The organism is Methylobacterium sp. FF17 (genome assembly GCF_025813715.1).
Classification (GTDB): Bacteria; Pseudomonadota; Alphaproteobacteria; order Rhizobiales; family Beijerinckiaceae; genus Methylobacterium; species Methylobacterium flocculans.
On sequence record NZ_CP107532.1, the window covers coordinates 2,203,006 to 2,219,960 of the forward strand.

General features: G+C 69.4%; 17 protein-coding genes. 13 read left to right on the plus strand and 4 right to left on the minus strand.

Features of this window, described 5'->3' with window-relative positions:
• The first annotated feature begins 22 nt into the window (after positions 1-22).
• From OF380_RS10105 to OF380_RS10130, 6 genes are all read left to right on the plus strand, one after another.
• Positions 23-1,177 carry an ABC transporter substrate-binding protein gene (locus OF380_RS10105; RefSeq protein ID WP_264050628.1) on the plus strand — a complete coding sequence of 385 codons (1,155 nt, stop codon included), beginning with the start codon at positions 23-25 and terminating at the stop codon, positions 1,175-1,177.
• A 184-nt stretch (positions 1,178-1,361) separates the two neighbouring features.
• The gene (locus OF380_RS10110; protein WP_264050629.1) at positions 1,362-2,234 is read left to right on the plus strand and encodes a branched-chain amino acid ABC transporter permease; all 873 of its coding nucleotides are present in this window, start codon (positions 1,362-1,364) and stop codon (positions 2,232-2,234) included.
• Positions 2,235-2,275: 41 nt separating this feature from the next.
• The gene (locus tag OF380_RS10115; RefSeq protein ID WP_264051278.1) at positions 2,276-3,313 is read left to right on the plus strand and encodes a branched-chain amino acid ABC transporter permease; all 1,038 of its coding nucleotides are present in this window, start codon (positions 2,276-2,278) and stop codon (positions 3,311-3,313) included.
• Positions 3,310-4,122, plus strand: coding sequence for an ABC transporter ATP-binding protein (locus OF380_RS10120; protein WP_264050630.1), 813 nt, complete (start codon positions 3,310-3,312; stop codon positions 4,120-4,122). The genes OF380_RS10115 and OF380_RS10120 overlap by 4 nt, the downstream gene beginning before the upstream one ends.
• Complete coding sequence (locus OF380_RS10125; protein ID WP_264050631.1) at positions 4,115-4,819, plus strand: ABC transporter ATP-binding protein; 705 nt, start codon at positions 4,115-4,117, stop codon at positions 4,817-4,819. The genes OF380_RS10120 and OF380_RS10125 overlap by 8 nt, the downstream gene beginning before the upstream one ends.
• Entirely contained in the window at positions 4,791-5,165 is a 375-nt protein-coding gene (locus OF380_RS10130; protein ID WP_264050632.1) for a Rieske (2Fe-2S) protein, read from the plus strand. The genes OF380_RS10125 and OF380_RS10130 overlap by 29 nt, the downstream gene beginning before the upstream one ends.
• 345 nt (positions 5,166-5,510) lie before the next feature.
• Here the strand turns inward: OF380_RS10130 and OF380_RS10135 are convergent, their stop codons facing one another.
• A complete protein-coding gene (locus OF380_RS10135) occupies positions 5,511-7,598 on the minus strand; it encodes a methyl-accepting chemotaxis protein (protein WP_264050633.1) in 2,088 nt (695 codons plus the stop codon).
• 389 nt (positions 7,599-7,987) lie between these two features.
• Between OF380_RS10135 and OF380_RS10140 the strand changes: the two genes are divergently transcribed.
• The 6 genes from OF380_RS10140 to OF380_RS10165 all read left to right on the plus strand — a co-directional run bounded on the left by OF380_RS10140 (position 7,988) and on the right by OF380_RS10165 (position 12,432).
• Positions 7,988-8,896, plus strand: coding sequence for a hypothetical protein (locus tag OF380_RS10140; protein WP_264050634.1), 909 nt, complete (start codon positions 7,988-7,990; stop codon positions 8,894-8,896).
• A gap of 2 nt (positions 8,897-8,898) precedes the next feature.
• Complete coding sequence (locus OF380_RS10145) at positions 8,899-9,408, plus strand: hypothetical protein (protein WP_264050635.1); 510 nt, start codon at positions 8,899-8,901, stop codon at positions 9,406-9,408.
• Between the two features lie 441 nt (positions 9,409-9,849).
• Positions 9,850-10,008: a hypothetical protein gene (locus OF380_RS10150; protein WP_264050636.1), complete on the plus strand. Its 159-nt coding sequence runs from the start codon at positions 9,850-9,852 to the stop codon at positions 10,006-10,008.
• A gap of 7 nt (positions 10,009-10,015) precedes the next feature.
• The gene (locus tag OF380_RS10155; protein ID WP_264050637.1) at positions 10,016-10,672 is read left to right on the plus strand and encodes an HD domain-containing protein; all 657 of its coding nucleotides are present in this window, start codon (positions 10,016-10,018) and stop codon (positions 10,670-10,672) included.
• On the plus strand, positions 10,672-11,370 hold the full coding sequence (locus tag OF380_RS10160; RefSeq protein WP_264050638.1) for a hypothetical protein: 699 nt from the start codon (positions 10,672-10,674) through the stop codon (positions 11,368-11,370). The genes OF380_RS10155 and OF380_RS10160 overlap by 1 nt, the downstream gene beginning before the upstream one ends.
• A 426-nt stretch (positions 11,371-11,796) precedes the next feature.
• Positions 11,797-12,432 (plus strand): hypothetical protein, encoded by a 636-nt coding sequence (locus OF380_RS10165; RefSeq protein WP_404810574.1) that lies wholly within the window; start codon positions 11,797-11,799, stop codon positions 12,430-12,432.
• A 105-nt stretch (positions 12,433-12,537) separates the two neighbouring features.
• Here OF380_RS10165 and OF380_RS10170 read toward each other — a convergent pair whose 3' ends face one another.
• The 3 genes from OF380_RS10170 to OF380_RS10180 all read right to left on the minus strand — a co-directional run bounded on the left by OF380_RS10170 (position 12,538) and on the right by OF380_RS10180 (position 14,544).
• Entirely contained in the window at positions 12,538-13,542 is a 1,005-nt protein-coding gene (locus tag OF380_RS10170; protein WP_264050639.1) for a hypothetical protein, read from the minus strand.
• A gap of 129 nt (positions 13,543-13,671) precedes the next feature.
• The gene (locus OF380_RS10175; RefSeq protein ID WP_264050640.1) at positions 13,672-13,893 is read right to left on the minus strand and encodes a hypothetical protein; all 222 of its coding nucleotides are present in this window, start codon (positions 13,891-13,893) and stop codon (positions 13,672-13,674) included.
• A gap of 96 nt (positions 13,894-13,989) precedes the next feature.
• Positions 13,990-14,544: a TerB family tellurite resistance protein gene (locus OF380_RS10180; protein WP_264050641.1), complete on the minus strand. Its 555-nt coding sequence runs from the start codon at positions 14,542-14,544 to the stop codon at positions 13,990-13,992.
• 847 nt (positions 14,545-15,391) lie between these two features.
• On the opposite strand from OF380_RS10180, the gene OF380_RS10185 reads away from it, so the two are divergent.
• Entirely contained in the window at positions 15,392-16,942 is a 1,551-nt protein-coding gene (locus OF380_RS10185; protein WP_264050642.1) for an ABC transporter substrate-binding protein, read from the plus strand.
• Positions 16,943-16,955: the final 13 nt, after the last annotated feature.

Here is a 16,955-nt window from a genome sequence, read left to right on the forward strand (position 1 = left end):
TCGACCGAGACCGGAGACCACCATGACGCGCAGCCTCACGAGACTTCCCGCCCTCACGCTCGCGTTCGGTCTGTCGGCGGGGATCGCCCAGGCGCAGGCCATCCGGATCGGCGTCAACGAGCCCCTGACCGGTCCGTTCGCGGCCTCCGGCACCTACGTGGTCAACGGGGCCCGCATCGCCGCCGACGAGATCAACGCCAAGGGCGGGGTCCTCGGGAAGAAGCTCGAACTCGTCGTCGAGGACAACAAGAGCAACCCGACCGAGGCTGCGGCGGTGGCCGAGAAGCTCATCACCAGCGACAAGACCCCGGTGCTGATGGGCGCCTGGGGATCGAGCCTCACGCTCGCGGTGATGCCCAAGCTCGCCGATTACGAGACCGCGATGCTGGTGGAGACCTCGTCGTCGGGCAAGATTACCACCTCGGGCAATCCTTACGTCTTCCGCATCTCGCCGCCCTCGGCCCTGGAGGCGGAGGCGTTCGCCCCGATGGTGGAGAAGCTCGGCCTGAAGAAGGTCGACTTCCTGGCCATCAACAACGACTGGGGCCGGGGCGCGGCGGCCGATTTCACCAAGATGCTCAAGGGCAAGGGCGTCACGGTCGGCCTCGTCGAGACCATGGACCAGGGCGCCCAGGACATGAGCGCCCAGCTCTCCAAGCTGAAGGGCTCCGATGCCGACACCATCATGATCACGGCCGCCGTCGACCAGCTCACCCTCCTGTTCAAGCAGATGGCGGCGCTCGGCCTGAAGAAGCGGATCATCACCACCGGCGGCTCCCAGAACCCCGACCAGATCATCGCCCAGGCGGGCGCCGCCGCCGAGGGAACGATGCATCTCACCACCTTCCTGCCCTGGTACCCCGAGAAGACCCCGAACCCGGCCGCCACCGCCTATTTCATCGGCGAGTGGAAGAAGCGCGGCTTCGAGTTCGCCGGCGTCACCGAGAGCTTCCGGGGCTACGACGGCATCCGCGCCATCGCGGCGGCCATCGAGAAGGGGGGTGCCGCCGATGCGGCCTCGATCCGGAAGGGCTTCTGGTCGGTGGATTTCACCGGCCTGAACGGGCCGATCCGCTTCGCCAAGGCCGGGCCGGCCGGCTCCGAGAGCGGGCAGAGCAAGCCCGACGTCTACCTCGTGAAGATCGACGGCGGGAAGGTCGTGGTGCCGACGCTCTAGCCGCGCGCGCATCTCCCGGCGGCCGGGGCTCCGGGTTTCCATGATCCGTGTGTGTGCGCCTCGGGTGTCACGGGCGGAACAGGGTCCCTCTCCCGAAAGGAGAGGGGGGACCCGCGCCGAGCTTGCCGACCCTGCACGGACGCCCAGCCGACGACCGTATCCCCTGCTTACAGGCGAGGCCTCGATGACCGAATTCCTGCAGCATCTCATCAACACCCTGATCCTCGGGGGCACCTATGCCCTCCTGGGCATCGGGCTGACCCTGATCTTCGGGATCATGAACGTGGTGAACTTCACCCACGGCGCGCTCTACACGGTGGGCGCCTACGTCATGTACCTCGCGGTCACCGCCCTCGGGCTCGGCTTCTTCGCCGCCCTGCCCACCGCGATCCTGGGCGGCCTCCTGCTCGGGGCGATCCTCGACCTCGCGCTGCTGCGCCCGTTGCGCGGCGCGGACATGGACACGACCATGCTGGTGATGATCGGGGCCGGCATCGTCCTGCAATCGGGCACGCTTTGGCTGTTCGGCGGCGTGGCGAAATCGATCCCGACGCCGTTCCCGGAGGCGCCACTCCAGCTCGGCCCCGTCTCGGTCTCGTGGCTGCGGCTGTTCGTGCTGGGGGCCGCGCTCGCGCTGATCGGGCTGACCTACTGGCTGATCAACCGCACGCGCCTCGGGCTCGCCATGCGGGCCACCTTCCAGGACCACGACACCGCCTCCCTGATGGGCGTGAACGTGCGCCTGATCTACACCGCGACCTTCGCCCTCGGCTCCAGCCTCGCGGCGGCGGCCGGCGCGCTGCTCGGCCCGGTCTACGTCGTGTTCCCGCAGATGGGCGGCATGGCCGAGCTGAAAGCCTTCGCCATCGTCATCCTGGGCGGGCTCGGCAACATCACCGGGGCGGCCATCGGCGGCTTCATCCTCGCGCTCGCCGAGGAACTCGGGGCCGGCTACATCTCCTCGGGCTACCGGGACGCCATGGGCTTCCTGATCATCATCGCGGTGCTGGTCTTCAAGCCGACGGGCCTCTTCGCCAAGGCGGAGCGCATCGGATGACCCGACCCCCCATGACCCGGCCCCTCATGACCCGGCCCCTCATGACCCGGCATCTTCCGGCCCTCGCCCTCCTGGCGGCCCTCGCCGCGACGCCCTTCGCGCTGGGCCACAACCCCTACCTGCTCAACGCGCTGATCACGACGGGCATCGTCACCATCGCGGCCATGAGCCTGAACCTGCTGCTGGGCTTCACCGGGCAGCTCAGCCTCGGGCACATCGCCTTCTTCGGCATCGGCGCCTATGTCAGCGCGCTGACGAGCCTCGGCTTCGACGTGGAGTTGCTCGGCGGCCTTCGCGTCGTGCACGAGCCCTGGCCGCCGGTGGCGGGCTTCGGGCTCGCCGTCCTGGCGACCGCCGCCTGCGGCTACCTCGTCGGGCGCCTGTCGTTCCGGGTGCGGGGCGCCTACTTCGTCATCGTGACGATCTCCTTCGCGGAGGTCGTGCGCCTCGTCGCCCTCAACTGGGTGGAGCTGACGCAGGGCCCCCTGGCGCTGACGGGCATCCCGCCCTTCAGCCTCTGGATCCCCGGCCTCGGCACGACGATCCTGCGCACGAAGCTGCAGAACTACTATCTCGTCCTCGTGGTCGGCACGCTCTGCTACGCGCTCATCGCCCGCCTCGTGGCCTCGCGCTTCGGCCGGGCCATGCGGGGCCTGAAGGAGAACGAGTCGCTGGCGCTCTCGGTCGGCATCAACGCCACCCGCACGCTGACCCTCGCGGCGGTGATCTCGGCGGCGATGGCGGGCGCGGCCGGCAGCCTCTACGCCCATTACCTGCGCATCATCGATCCCGACGTGTTCCTGTTCTCCACCACGGTCACCATGGTCATCATGGTGGTGGGCGGCGGCAAGGGCACGCTGCTCGGTCCCGTCGTCGGCGGCCTGATCTTCGGCCTGCTCCCCGTGGCGCTCCGCCCCGTCATGGTGCCGGAGGCGCAGTGGATGGTGTTCGGCCTCGTGCTGATCGTGATCCAGTTCGTGATGCCCCGCGGCATCGTCCCGGGCCTCGTCGGCCTCGCCGCGCGCCGTCGCGCTCCGGTGGCCGAAGCGGGCCCCATTCCCGTGGAAGCCCGATCATGAGCGAGCCCGCTCCCATCCTGTCGGTGGACCATGTCGGCGTGCGCTTCGGCGGCCTCGTCGCCATCGCGGACCTGCATTTCGACGTCCACCCCGGCGAGATCGTCAGCCTGATCGGTCCGAACGGCGCCGGCAAGACGACGGCCTTCAACGTGATGACCGGCTTCCTGAAACCCAGCCAGGGCCAGGTCCGCTTCCGCGGCACCAGCCTCCAGGGCCTGGCGCCGCACGAGATCGTCCGGCTGGGCCTGAGCCGGACGTTCCAGCGCACCAGCGTGTTCCCCGACGACACCGTGTTCGACAACGTGATGATCGGTCTCCATCGCCGAGGCCGCGCGCGTCTGTTCGACACCCTGCTCGGGCGGGACCGCGCCGGCGAGGCGCGCCTGCGCGAGCGGGCCCGCGAACTCCTCGACTGGGTCGGGCTCTCCGGCCGGGCCCAGGACAAGGCGGGATCGCTGGCCTATGGCGAGCAGCGCCTCGTCGGGGTCGCCCTCGCGCTCGCGACCGAGCCCGCCATGCTCCTCCTCGACGAGCCGGTCTCCGGCATGAACGCCTCCGAGACCCAGGTCTTCGTGCGCCTGATCCGCTCGATCCGCGATCGGGGCGTCACCGTCCTGCTGGTCGAGCACGACATGCCGATGGTGATGGAGGTCTCCGACCGCATCGTGGTGCTCAATTACGGCCGCCTCATCGCCGAGGCGCCGCCGGCGGCGATCCGGGCCGATCCGGCGGTGATCGAAGCCTATCTCGGCCAGGGCAGCGCCGCCCGCGAAGCCGCACGGGCGGCCAGGGAGACGATCGATGCTTGAGATCCGCGATCTCGTCTGCGGCTACGGCACGGTGACGGCGCTCAAAGGGCTCTCGCTCAGGGTCGACGAGGGGCAACTCGTGGCCCTGGTGGGAGCCAACGGCGCCGGCAAGTCGACGACGCTGCGGGCCGTCTCGGGGCTCATTCCGGCGCGCTCGGGCAGCATCCACTTCGCCGGCCGGGACATCACCGGGACCGACCCGCGCAAGGTGCTGGCCGAGGGCATCGCCCATTGCCCGGAGGGGCGGCGGGTGTTCCCGCAGATGAGCGTCGCCGAGAACCTCGCCATGGGCGCCTATCTGCGTCGCGATCCGGCGGGTGTGTCCGCCGACCTCGCACGCATCTACGGCGAGTTCCCGCGCCTCGCCGAGCGCCGGCACCAGGCCGCCGGCACGCTCTCGGGCGGCGAGCAGCAGATGCTGGCGATCGGGCGCGCGCTGATGTCTCGCCCCAAACTCGTCCTGTTCGACGAGCCTTCGCTCGGCCTCGCCCCGAACATCGTCGAGCGCATGTTCGCCGTCATCCGGTCGATCTGCGACACCGGCACCACGGTCCTCCTCGTGGAGCAGAACGCGTTCGCCGCCCTCGAACTCTGCGACTACGCCTACCTGCTCGAGACCGGCCGCATCGTCCTCGCGGGCCGGGGCTCGACACTGATCGCGGATCCGCATGTGCGCCAAGCCTATCTCGGCGGCTGAGGCCGGGACCTGGGTCCCGGCCTGTCGGATCGAGGCGCTGGCCGGACGCACGATCGTCCCGGTCCGCGTGGCCGGACGGCACCTCCTTCTCGTCCAGGACGGCGGTGTCCTCTTCGCGACCGAACGCGCGTGCCCGCACGAGGGAGCGGATCTCGCCCTCGGCCATTGCGCCAGGGGGCGGCTGTTCTGCCCACGCCATCAGGCGTGGTTCACCCTGCAGGATGGAACGGTCTCCCCGGGATGGGATTTCCGTCGCCTCCGCACCTTCGCGACCCGATGTGTCGGTACCCGTGTCGATGTCTTGATGGACGGACTCGGCCCACCGCTGGGGGAGGGGCCTTCCTAGGGGATCGCTTCACGCCGTTCGGAGGCGACGAGGCCGTCATGGACCTGTGACGGGCGAACTCCGGAAGACGGGCTGTCCGCTTCGTGCAGAGCCGACCCGTCCGGCGTATCCGACGCCTCCGCCTCCGCCTCGGCCACGTGCTTCCGCCATCTCCTCACAGGCGACGCGCGTTCTCCCGGGACGCTCGCCGATCTCCCCACCGTTGCCTTCGCCTGCCTCATGCTCAGACGGGCCGGGCAACTGACCGATGCTTCATCACCGCTTCCAGGACCTACGCCGCCGCCAAAAGGAAAGGGGCTCTGCAGCCCCTTTCCCAACCGTCGAGACGCGGCGCGCAACCGACGCTTATGCGGCCCGGAACCGGGACAGGAACGCCTCGACTTCGGCGCTGAGTTCCGATGAGCCATCCGCGAGTTCGCCGGCCGCGGACAGGACCATCGCGGCGGCGGATCCGGTCTGTGTCGCCGCTTCGCGGACACCCGCGATGTTCTGCGAGACGCCTTGAGTCCCGCGTGCCGCCTGCGTCACCGTCCGCGCAATCTCCTGCGTGGCGGCCTGCTGCTCTTCGGCGGCGGCCGAGACCGTGGTGGAGATCTGGTGAACCTCCTCGATCGTCGTGCTGATGCTGCGGATCGCATGAACGGCCAGATCGGTTGCCGATCGGATCTGCGTGATCTGAGAGGTGATCTCTTCCGTCGCACGAGCCGTCTGGTTTGCGAGTTCCTTGACCTCCGCGGCCACGACGGCAAAGCCGCGTCCCGCCTCGCCGGCGCGCGCCGCCTCGATGGTTGCGTTGAGGGCCAGCAGGTTTGTCTGACCCGCGATGCCGCTGATCATCCCGGCGACGTCGCCGATCTTCTGGGCGCTGCGCGCGAGCGCCTGGACCGTTTCATCCGTCTGCCTGGCGGCATCCAGTGCCCTGGCGGCGATGCTCGACGAATGCGCGATCCGGGTGCCGATCTCATTGGCCGACGCGGCCAGTTCCTCGGTCGCCGTTGCGACAGCCTGCACGCTCGATGAGGTCTCGTCGGCGGAGGCCGCCACCACGTCCGACTGCCGGTTCGTCTGTTCGGCCGTCGCGGACATGGAACCCGCCGTGGCTTCCAATTTGGTCGCCGATGTCGCCAGCGCCTGAACCAGACCGCCGACCTTGGTCTCGAAGGCCTGGATCAGAGCGAAGGCATGCTCGGACTTATGCGCGGCCGCCGATGCTTCGCTCGCCTTCTGCTCCTCCCTGTGGCCGCGCTCGATGAGGGCGGCCTTGAAGACCTGAACCGCGCCGGCGATCGCCCCGATCTCGTCCTTCCGGTCAGTGCACGGGATGATGACATCCGTATCGCCCGCGCTCAGGCGTTCGACGGCCTGCGTCATGCTGGAGAGGGGCTGGACCACGCGTCGGATGACGACTGCGATTGCCCCCAATGCGGCGAGCAGGCCCAGGACGAAGAAACTGAGATGAAGCGCCAGGCTCGAGAAGGCGTTTTGGCGCAAGCTCTCGGTGTGCATTTCACTGGCCTGCCCGGCGCCGTACATGACCTGCAGAAGCGATCCGATCTGCGGTGTCGTCGTGTCGACCCACTGGGGCGCCGTCATCGGGTACTTGCCGCCTTCATCGCTGATCTTGCGCATCTGATCGGCGAGGGTCCGGAAGCCCGTGAAGTAGCCCGCCTTCGCTCCGACCATCGCCTGCTTGATCGCAGGGTGAGTCGCTGCGCCGGCACTAAGGTTCTCGAGTTGCTGCCAGAGGAGATCGACCCGTGTGCGGCTGGCCGCATTTTCGGCGATCCGATCGGCGGGAATCGCTGTTCCGGCTGAAATCGCGGAGGCGATGACCGACCGTTCGGAACCCGAAATGTCGCGCATCCGCCAGCCGAGTTCCTTGAGTACCGCCAGCCGGGCGAGGTCCGGATCGCCTGCCGATGCGTTGTGGAGCGCGGCAAACCACACCTTCAGGGACGCGTTCACCGAAGCGGTGATCGTTGCGATGAACGTCTTCCGGAGCACCTCGTCCCGCCGATCCCGAGGCAGCTTGAGTGCCGCATCGGCCTGCCGACGCGCTTGGTTGGCGGTGTCGAGTGCGGTTCTCAGGTTCTGGAGCAGCACGGTTTTATTGGGAAAATCGAGGCCTTCGAGCGTGGCGAGCCCGGCATCGAAGTTCTGGCTGGCCGCAGCACGGTGACGCGCCACCTCGCTGAGAACCTCGGGCCCTGCAGGCTCCGGCGCCTGGAGCCCGTTGTTCGTATCGAGGCGCTCCAGGAGTACTTCGTACAGGCCGGCTACGAATTTGTTCGCGCCGGTATCGAATTCCTGCGCAGCATTCGATATCTGAACGTCGTTCCAGGACTCCAGACTTCGCTGTCCATTCGATAGTAGGAGAAAAGCAGACAGGCCGAGTGTCGGCGCGATCAAAGCAGCCTTGATCGATCGGCTCATCTTAATCTTTCGCGCCTGGTCGGACATGTCTTGGCCTACTATAATGAGATCGCGACGTGATCTGCAGAGCAAATTTTGCTCTACAGCACTGGTAGAGATAATCGTCTTGTCGTTCGCAGCAGGGTTGAGGCGTGTAGACTTACGGCAAAAAGATTAATCACCAGTTTGGGCGGGTGATATTTGTAAAGTAACGTCAGAAAAGTCTTACTTGCCGCATGTTCTGAGTAGATGTGTAGGTTCGGCGCAAGGTTTCACGGTTCAGGCGGTGTCCGCCCCGGTTGAATCGGATGCGCCTTCGCTTGACGCGCAGTTGTAATTCGATGCTTGGTTTATCGCAGGTAGAAAACCGGATGCCCTCAACCCGGTCTGCCGGTCTGCGTGAGCCCCTCGTGAGGGCGGTCAGGACCCAGGCCGAGACGCAGCCACGCACCGGCGCGCGCCGCGTCCGGCCGGTCTCCGTCGACGCCGCCGCGCGGGCGCTCCTGCGCACGGGGGCCGTGGCCCCCCGCATCGCCGAGACCCTCCAGGCCGCCGCCGTGCCGCCCCCGCACGCGCTCGGACAGCTCGCCGCCTACTTCGCCGATCCCGCCGGCCTTTGCCGGGCGGCGACGGGCGACTTCCTCGACGCGGTCCGGGCCCACGACGCGGCCTTCCGCGCCCATCTGGAGGCGACGGTGGCGGAGATCGGCACCGAGGCGCGGACGCTGCGCGAGAGCACCCGCCCCGGTGCCATCGCCCTCATGGCGATCGGCGGCGTTTTCGCCGGGGGCGCCCTCCTGTGGCTCGCCGCGGGCCTGCCCGGACTTTCCGCCAACGAGGCCCGGCTCGTGGTGGCGGTGGCGCTGGCCTGCGGGGCCGTCCTGGCGGGCCTCGGCGGCTATCGGCTGTGGCGGGGCGAGCGCACGACGATGATCCTCAGCCCCGAGGCCCTGGCGGTGCCCGGCCTCGACAGGCCGATCCCCTGGACCAGCATCGCCGACCTCGACATGACGACGCGGCAGAACGGCGTCGTCACCCGCCTGCTGCTGCCGCCGGAGGCGCCGTTCCCGCAAGCGGTGCCGGGCGGCCGCAAGGTGAAGCTCGACGCAGGCCGCGGCATCGTCACCATCACGGCCGGCCTGCCGTACAGGATGTCGGTGCAGGACTTCGCCGACCTCATCGGCCGCTACCGCCACGCGGCGGAGGCGCGCCGGGTCTTGGCCAAGTCGGTTGCGTTGGCCGAAACGGTTGCGTTGGCCGAGACGGCTACGGCGGCCTCTCCATCCTCCTCGACCCCCCGTGATCCCGTGAGGTCCTGACCATGACCACCTCCGTGAACCGCGCCGAGCCGTTACGCCTGCCCCCGCCCCGCCAGGGCTGGGGGAACACGCTCTGGACGCTGTTCGGCCTCGCGGCGCTCGCGGCCCTCCTCGTCGCCTGCGCCGTCTACACGGCCCCGCCGGTGATCTCGGATTGGCAGATCCGCGACACGGCCCGTCCCGCCGCCGGCGCGCGGGTGAGCGACGGCAAATGCACCGCCAAGATCGTGCTCCACCTCTGCGACGTGACCCTCACCCTGCCCACCCCCACGGGCTCCGTGGTGCGCCGGGTGAACACCGTGTTCACCGGCATGCATGTCGGCGATTACGCCATCCGGGTGATGGCCGATCCGGGCCGGCCCGACCTCGTCACCACCGATCTCGCCCTCGACCGGCTCTGGAACCGCACCCTCACCCTGCTGGTCATCGCCGGGGCGCTGGCCGCCATCATCGTCGCGGCCCTCGTCGCGATGGTGCGGAACCGGCGGGCCGGCTCGGGGGCCATGGGCTGATCCGGTCGCGAGGGTTCGTTTCGGGCGCTGTCACCCACGCGTGATGAAAACCGGTTCGGGGCGAGGCGGCGATCGCCCTCCGCCCCGGAGCCGGCTGAAGGCGGTCGGCGGCCCGGCTCCGACGCGGGCCCCGACCTCGTCCGGTTCGATCCGGTCGCGGTGCTTGAGCGGCGGGACGGCTCGGTGCGCGTGCGCTATCAGGGCGGGACTGCTGCGGCGGCAGGCTGGCGGCCGACCTCGCCGGGGTCAGGCTCCGAACAGGAACTCGCGCCAATCAGACCACGACGACAGGATTTGGACCCCAGGAATCCCCATGCGCCGATCGCTTCCCTACATGGCCCTCCTGCTGAGCGTCGCGGGCGTCCCCGCCCTCGCCCAGGCGCCCGCCGCGCCGCCGCGCCGCCGCGCCCCGTGACGGTCTGGGTGCCCGTCGAGGAAGCGATGAGCGCGCTCCTCAACGGCGGCCACCGCATCGTCTCGGCTTCGGGTCCGAGCTTCATCCTGGAGCGGGGCGGCAAGTACGTGGCCTGCGAGGTGAGGCCGGCGGGCGGGATGCGTGGAACCCCCGAGACCACCTCGACCTGCCACCGCCTGAACTGAGACGGGCATGCTCGCGGCGGACCTGGACACGTCCCTCCACGCGCGGTTCGACGCCTTGTGGGCGCGAACCGTCGGCACGCCCGGCGCGGCGGCATGGCCAGCCCTCGACGCAGGCTACGGCGCGCCGGAGCGCCACTATCACGGCTGGCCCCATGTCGCGGCGCTGCTGGCGGGGCACGACGCCGTACGCGAAGAGCCCGACTTCGCCGGCCTCGACGCCGACGCCATCGACCTCGCCATCGTCTTCCACGACGCCGTCTACGACACCGCCCGCGCCGACAACGAGGCCCGCAGCGCCGACCTGCTCCGCGCCCAGGCGGGGCCGGCCGCCGCCGAGGCGCGCATCTGCGCGGCGGCGGCGATGATCCGGGCGACGGCCGCGCACGGCCCGAGCGCGGACCCGGCGACCCGCCTCCTCCTCGACCTCGATCTCGCCGTGCTCGGCGCACCGCCCGCCGCCTACGCGGCCTACGCGGCGGCGATCCGGCGGGAATACGCCGCTGTTCCCGAAGCGGCGTGGCGGGTCGGGCGCGCCGGGATCCTCGACCGCTTCCTCGCCCGCTCGCGCCTCTACCAGACCGATCTCTTCCACGACCGCCTGGAAGCCGCCGCCCGGACCAACCTCGCGGCCGAGGTGGACGCGCTCCGCGCCGGGCCCACCTGATGGGCCCGAGACCCCGCCGGCATCCCGCGCGCTTCGTCCTCCTCCTCGGCCTTCCCCTCGTGCTCGCGGCCTTCGCGGCGGACCTCCGGTTCGGCACTACGCGTTATCGTCTCGCCGGGACCGACTACGCCGTGCCCCACGCCTATGAGTTCTCCCGCAACGTCCACCTGCCCTGGCTCGACGGGGTACCCGGGCTTGGCCGGGAGCCGGAGGAATCGCTCTGGCTGATTCTGGCCGCCGCCGAGGTGGCGGAGGGCCTGTCCGGGTACAGCCGCCTCAGCCACGGCCATGCCGGCCCGTTCGCCGCCGACCTCGTGGTCCACGTCGTCGGCGACCCGGATAGGCGCTACTTCGCCCCCCTCTACGCCCGGCAATGGGGCAATTTCGATGCGCGGCTGGCCGAGGGCGCTCCGTGGCGGCCCGACCCTTCGGGCGGCGAGCGCCTCGTCCATTCCGAGGGGATCGATCACCGGCGCTTCTACCGTTTCCCGTCCCGGCATGCGTCGCGACCGGCCGATCAGACCCCACCCAGTTGCCTCGCCTCGGACGACCGGGACAAGCGCGAGGTCTCCACCTGCACCTACCTCGTCCACCGCGACGGCCTGACCTACGATTTCTCCCTGCGTCCGGAGAATCTGACCGTGGCCGACCGCGTGCCGGCCTACATCCTGACACGCCTCGCGGCCTGGAAACGGTAGGCCGGCAGGTCGGGTCTGCCCGACGATCCGGCCCAACAGGAATGCGCAGGACCGGACCCTCGAACGGGTCGGCCGGGCTTGCCGTCGTGGCGAGCCTCACCGCCATTGTCTCCGTCAGTGCGGTCCGCGTGCCCGGACCACGTGGCACCGCCCGTGCGCAGCCCCTGACCTGGCTGTCGATGCTGCTCGTGTCTCTTGGGCGGACGGACTCGGCGTCGGCGCGAGCCTCAGGGACATTCGGGGCCCTCTCCTGCGGTTCTCGCGCCCGATCGACACGCGGATGTGTGGTCGACGGGCACCCGTCCCGCAACCGGCGCCGGGGCGGGTGACATCACGGGGCCGGGCGCCCACTTTCGAAGCCGGCGACGTGTCTGCCCGAAGCGCGACGGGCTCCCTCTCCCGAAGGCGTGGGGACCCGCATTGCCGGTGAACCACGGAAACGCCGGTGCCGGCCGAGAGGCGGCGCGTGTGCCTTCGGTGCGCCGGGGGAGGGGACGCGGTACGCTCGTCCTCCTCGGGCTGGCGGCCTGTCTCGCGCCCCAGGCCGTGCGGGCGCGCGACGGAGGGGCCTATCCCCTGGCCTGCCGCGACGTCCATGCGGATTTCGCCCGCGTCGCGCATTGCGCCCGGCGCGCGGGTGCGTGGGTCCGCATCGATCCCGCCCGCCTCGCGCGCATGTCCTTTCGGGATGGGTTGACCGAGATCGTCGTCGAGGGGGTCGGCTGGCTCTGGGCGCGCCGCGACGGGCTGGCGCTTCCGGTGTTCACCCTCGATACCGCTCCGGACCCCTTCGCACAGGGACTGGTGCGCAGTTGGCACGCCGGCAAGGTCGCCTTCCACGACCGGCGCCTGCGCCGCGTCCTCGCCACGGAGTTCGACTGGTCCTTCCCGTTCAACGCGCGCGGCGAGGCCCTGGTCTGCCAGGGCTGCCGGTCGGACGGGCGCAAGCCGGCCTCCATGGTCGGCGGCCGGTGGGGGCTGATCGACCGGCGCGGCCGGCTGACGATGCCACTGGACGAAGGCCGAGGCGCCTCCGAGCGCTACGCCGGCAGTCCCCGATGAATTGAGAGCGATCCCGGCCGGCGCCCGTCAGGCTGCTCTCTGCCGACGCGGCACGAACCGACGTCCGGACGCCCGCCGCCGGAACGGCTGCGCCGGTCGCCGGGCTCAGCGCATGGCCACCGAGGCGGCGACACGCTCGGCCCGGGTCAGCGCATCGCCATTGTCCGCTCCGGCAAAGCCGATCACCCGGAGGTAGCGGGAATCCTCGAACACCACCGTCTGCATCGCCCCCATCGAGCGACCGGTCCGGGTATCGGTGAACGTGCCACGCAGGCGCACCACGGTTGCGCCGCCCCTGACCGAACGGTCCTCCTGCGTGACCACGACGTCCCTGGCGTCCTTCTGCTGCGTGAACAGCCTGCGCGCGTACGCGGTCTCCGCACCCGCCGGGACCGGCACCTGCCCCAGCGACGGCGCAACGATGATCGCGGGCTGCTCGCGCTCGGGATCGACGTCCTTGGGACCCTCGGTCAGAATCAGGCCGTTGCCGGCGAACACGATGACCGGCCGGAAGCCCTCCAGCGCGCCGACGCTGTAGGGCAGGGCGGCGACCTGATCGGCCAGGCTGGCCTTGGCGCGAAACGCGACCGTGCGCAGCGCCGCCTCGATGGCCGCCTCCGGCACCTGCTTGGCCGCCTTCTCGGGGACCTGGACGGTCACGAGACCGGTGCCCGGCGCCCCGCGGACCACCGCGACCCATTTGGCGTAGGTCAGTCCGTTGGCGGACTGGCTTCCGCGCAGCACGAACCCTTCGCCCCCGTCCACCGGCAGCGCCTCGCGCGCACCCTTCACCCGGAAGCCGGTGGCTCCGAGCGCCTCGGGGGTGAACCGGCCGTTGATCTGATCCCAGGCTTCCGGGGGCATCTCCACGAGGATGATCGAGGCGCCGGAGCGGTGCTCGAAGCCCGCGAACCCCTTGGCCGGCGTCATGCCCGGAGGCGGCGCGAGACCGAGCGAGCCGGCGGCGGGGAAGACCGCCTCGGCGGCCTGGACCGGCGCGTGCAGGGCCGCCAGCCCCAGGGTTCCTCCGAGCGCGGCGAGCACGCCGCGAAGGGCCCGCCGGTTCGGCAGAAGGCGGGCGAGCAGGCCGCGCGGTGGGGCGTCGATCATGAAGGACTCCTGGATAGGCGGGGTCGATGCCCCCGGTTCGGAAACACGCTCAGATGAGGAGCGGGGCTGCGGCGAGGGAGACGACGAGCGGCGACGCCGGATGCCGGGCGTCCGCGACCACGCGCAGAATCACCGTCCCCGCTCGATCGGCGGCAGGCCGAGCCCCGCACGCCGCAGACGCGCCCGTCGAACCGCTCTCGCCGACGCCACCCCGGCGCGCAGGCGCGGCTTGCGCAGGTTCGCCGCAGGGGCGTGTCGGTGGGCCTCGATGAGGTCGGCCCGGGTGAGCGGGACGCTCCGGCACGCGGCCGGACCGCTTTCCGAAGCGGAGTCCGTCGAAAGGTGGCTCATGCGAGTTCCATCCGAGGATTAGGGTGGACCGGACGGTTGCGCTGTCCCGTCATGCGGGCCCGCCAGGAAACGGCGGCCGCTCTTCTCGCAGGGGCGCTAGCCGTGGTCGCCTTGCCGTTCGGCCGCCAAGGCTGGCCGACCGCCCACGAGGCGGCGTCTGAGCCGCACCAGCGCCTCGCGCTGCAACTCGCTCGGGGCGGAATACGCGGAGGCCACCGAGGTCAGCATCTCGCAGAGCTGGCCCCGCTCGGCCTCGGTCAGGCGGCTTCGCAGGAGAGGCACCAGCGGGTCGGCGACCTGCGAGAACGGGTAGCGCGCCTGCGTGTAGCGCCAGGCCCGCTCGAACAGGGCGGAGATCGCCTCGACCTCCAGCGGTGTCTCCATGAGTTCCAGGATTCGGGTCTTCTCCGCGGCGGTGATCGGGCTGCCCGTACGCACGATCTGGATCATCAGGATCACGACGGCGAGTTGCACGTCGTTCACCCGCTGGAGCGGCGTACCGAAGAAATCGCTCAAGGCCGACTTCGCCCGCCGCTGCAGCCCCTTGGTGTCGCGATCGACTTCGCGGAGTTGGCTCACGGTCCCGTGCACCCGCAGGACCCAGAACAGCACGCCTGCCAGGACGGCAGCCACGAGGATGAGGATTGGCAAACGGCATCCTCCAAGGAACGGTCGAGAGCGGTGACCCGACCCGACCCGGCCGTGTGTCCCGCCTTCTGTTCAACATACCGATCTACGCCGGACCGACATCCGCACCGGCGAAGAGCGCTGAGATGAGCCTGTAACGCATCACACTTCGGCGACGGGGTCAAACCAGGCTACAGGGCCTGGGGAAACCGAGACGAACCGGATGATCCCCCTGATCGAACGTCCGAATCCGTTTCACGGATCAAGTGTGGCTGGCTATATGTTTGGTTCGACCGCCTGTTAATACTGTTGCGCGCCCTGTGCGCGGAACGCGCTCCAGAGGCATCCGATCAGGCTGCCTCGTCTCCGAGAATGGCGCGGTCGGTGCGATGTTCGGCCCGCCGGAAACGCGGCAGCCCTCGTCGATTGCACGAGTATGGAGCCACGCGCCCATGTGTCGGCGCGGCTCGCGCCTGTCGGCTGCCGGTTCTCTCAAAGTCTCGCGAAGACCGGGACGTCGCGGCTTGGAGTTACCGCTTCGGTTGGGCGCCGGAAGCTCGATCTTGGCGCAGCCAGGTCGAGATACCGTCGCTGCAAAAGGAAGCGCTGGCGTGAGGGGTGGCAAGCGCAGGCGAAGGCCACAGCTGCGTACCCCTGCACGTTCCCGGCTGGGCTCATGTGAACGCCGCGGTTCGCGACACGCCCATCTCGACGCCCCCAGCCGGTTTGGCCGCTCGATTGCATACAGTGTTCCGTCCGGGCCCGACCCGCCAAAGGAACCTGTGCGCGAATGATCAATTCAGTGACACGTCGGATCAAGCTCTCCGGCTCTCGGAGCTGCCTTCTGGCGATTCCACTCCTGTCAGGCCTGATGATGTCACCGGCGCTCGCGCAGGGCGTCCTGAAGATCGGGATGACCGCCTCCGACATCCCGCTGACCACGGGCCAGGCCGACAATGGCGGCGAGGGCATGCGGTTCACGGGCTATACGGTCTATGACGGCCTCATCAATTGGGATCTGTCCTCGGCGACGAAGCCCTCGGTGCTGGCGCCGGGCCTCGCCACGAGCTGGACCGTCGATCCGGCCGATAAGACCAAGTGGACGTTCAAGTTGCGCGACGGCGTGACGTTCCACGATGGCTCGGCCTTTACGGCCGAGTCGGTGGTGTGGAACCTCGACAAGCTCCTGAAGAACGATGCCCCGCAATTCGATCCGCGCCAGTCCGCGCAAGGGCGCTCGCGCATCCCGGCGGTGGCGAGCTACCGCGCCGTCGACCCGACCACCCTGGAAGTGATCACGAAGAATCCCGACGCGACTCTGCCCTACCAGATCGCCTGGATCATGATTTCGTCGCCCGCTCAGTGGGAAAAGCTGGGCAAGAGCTGGGATGCCTTTGCCAAGACGCCGTCGGGCACGGGCCCGTGGAAGATGACCCTGTTCGCTCCGCGCGAGCGTGCCGAGATGGTGCCGAACAAGGCGTACTGGGACAACGCCCGGGTGCCCAAGCTCGACAAGCTCGTCCTCGTGCCCCTGCCGGAGGCCAATGCGCGTGTCGCGGCCCTTCGGTCCGGTCAGGTCGATTGGATCGAGGCCCCCCCGCCCGACGCCGTCGCGTCGCTGAAGAGCGCCGGGTTCGGCATCGTGACCAATGCCTATCCGCATAACTGGACTTGGCACCTGTCCCGCGCCGAAGGTTCGCCCTGGAACGACATCCGTGTGCGCAAAGCGGCCAACCTCGCCGTGGACCGCGAGGGCATGAAGGAGTTGCTGAACGGCCTGATGATCCCCGCGCAAGGCTTCATGCCCCCGGGCTCGGCCTGGTTCGGCAAGCCGACCTTCAAGCCGGGCTACGATCCGGAGGCTGCAAAGAAGCTCCTGGCGGAGGCCGGCTACGGCCCGAACAAGCCCATCGTGACCAAGGTTCTCATCGCCCCCTCGGGCTCGGGCCAGATGCAGCCCCTGCCCATGAACGAGTTCATCCAGCAGAACCTGGCCGATATCGGCATCAAGGTCGAGTTCGAGGTGGTTGAGTGGAACACACTCATCAACCTGTGGCGCGGCGGCGCGAAGGCCGAGATGTCGCGGAAAGCCACGGGGATGAACTTCTCCTACTTCATCCAGGACCCCTTCACGGGGTTCATCCGGCACCTGCAGTGTAACCTGGCGGCCCCGAACGGCACCAACTGGGGCCATTACTGCGACCCCGAGATGGACAAGCTGTTCGACGAGGTGCGCAACACCTTCGATCCGACCGAGCAGACGAAGGTCCTGGAGAAGGTCCACGAGAAGTACGTCAACGACGCCCTGTTCCTGATGGTGGCCCATGACACCAACCCGCGCGCCATGAGCCCCAAGGTGAAGGGCTTCGTGCAGGCGCAGAACTGGTTCCAGGACTTCTCGCCGATCTCCATGGGCAAGTGAGGCTGCTCGATGG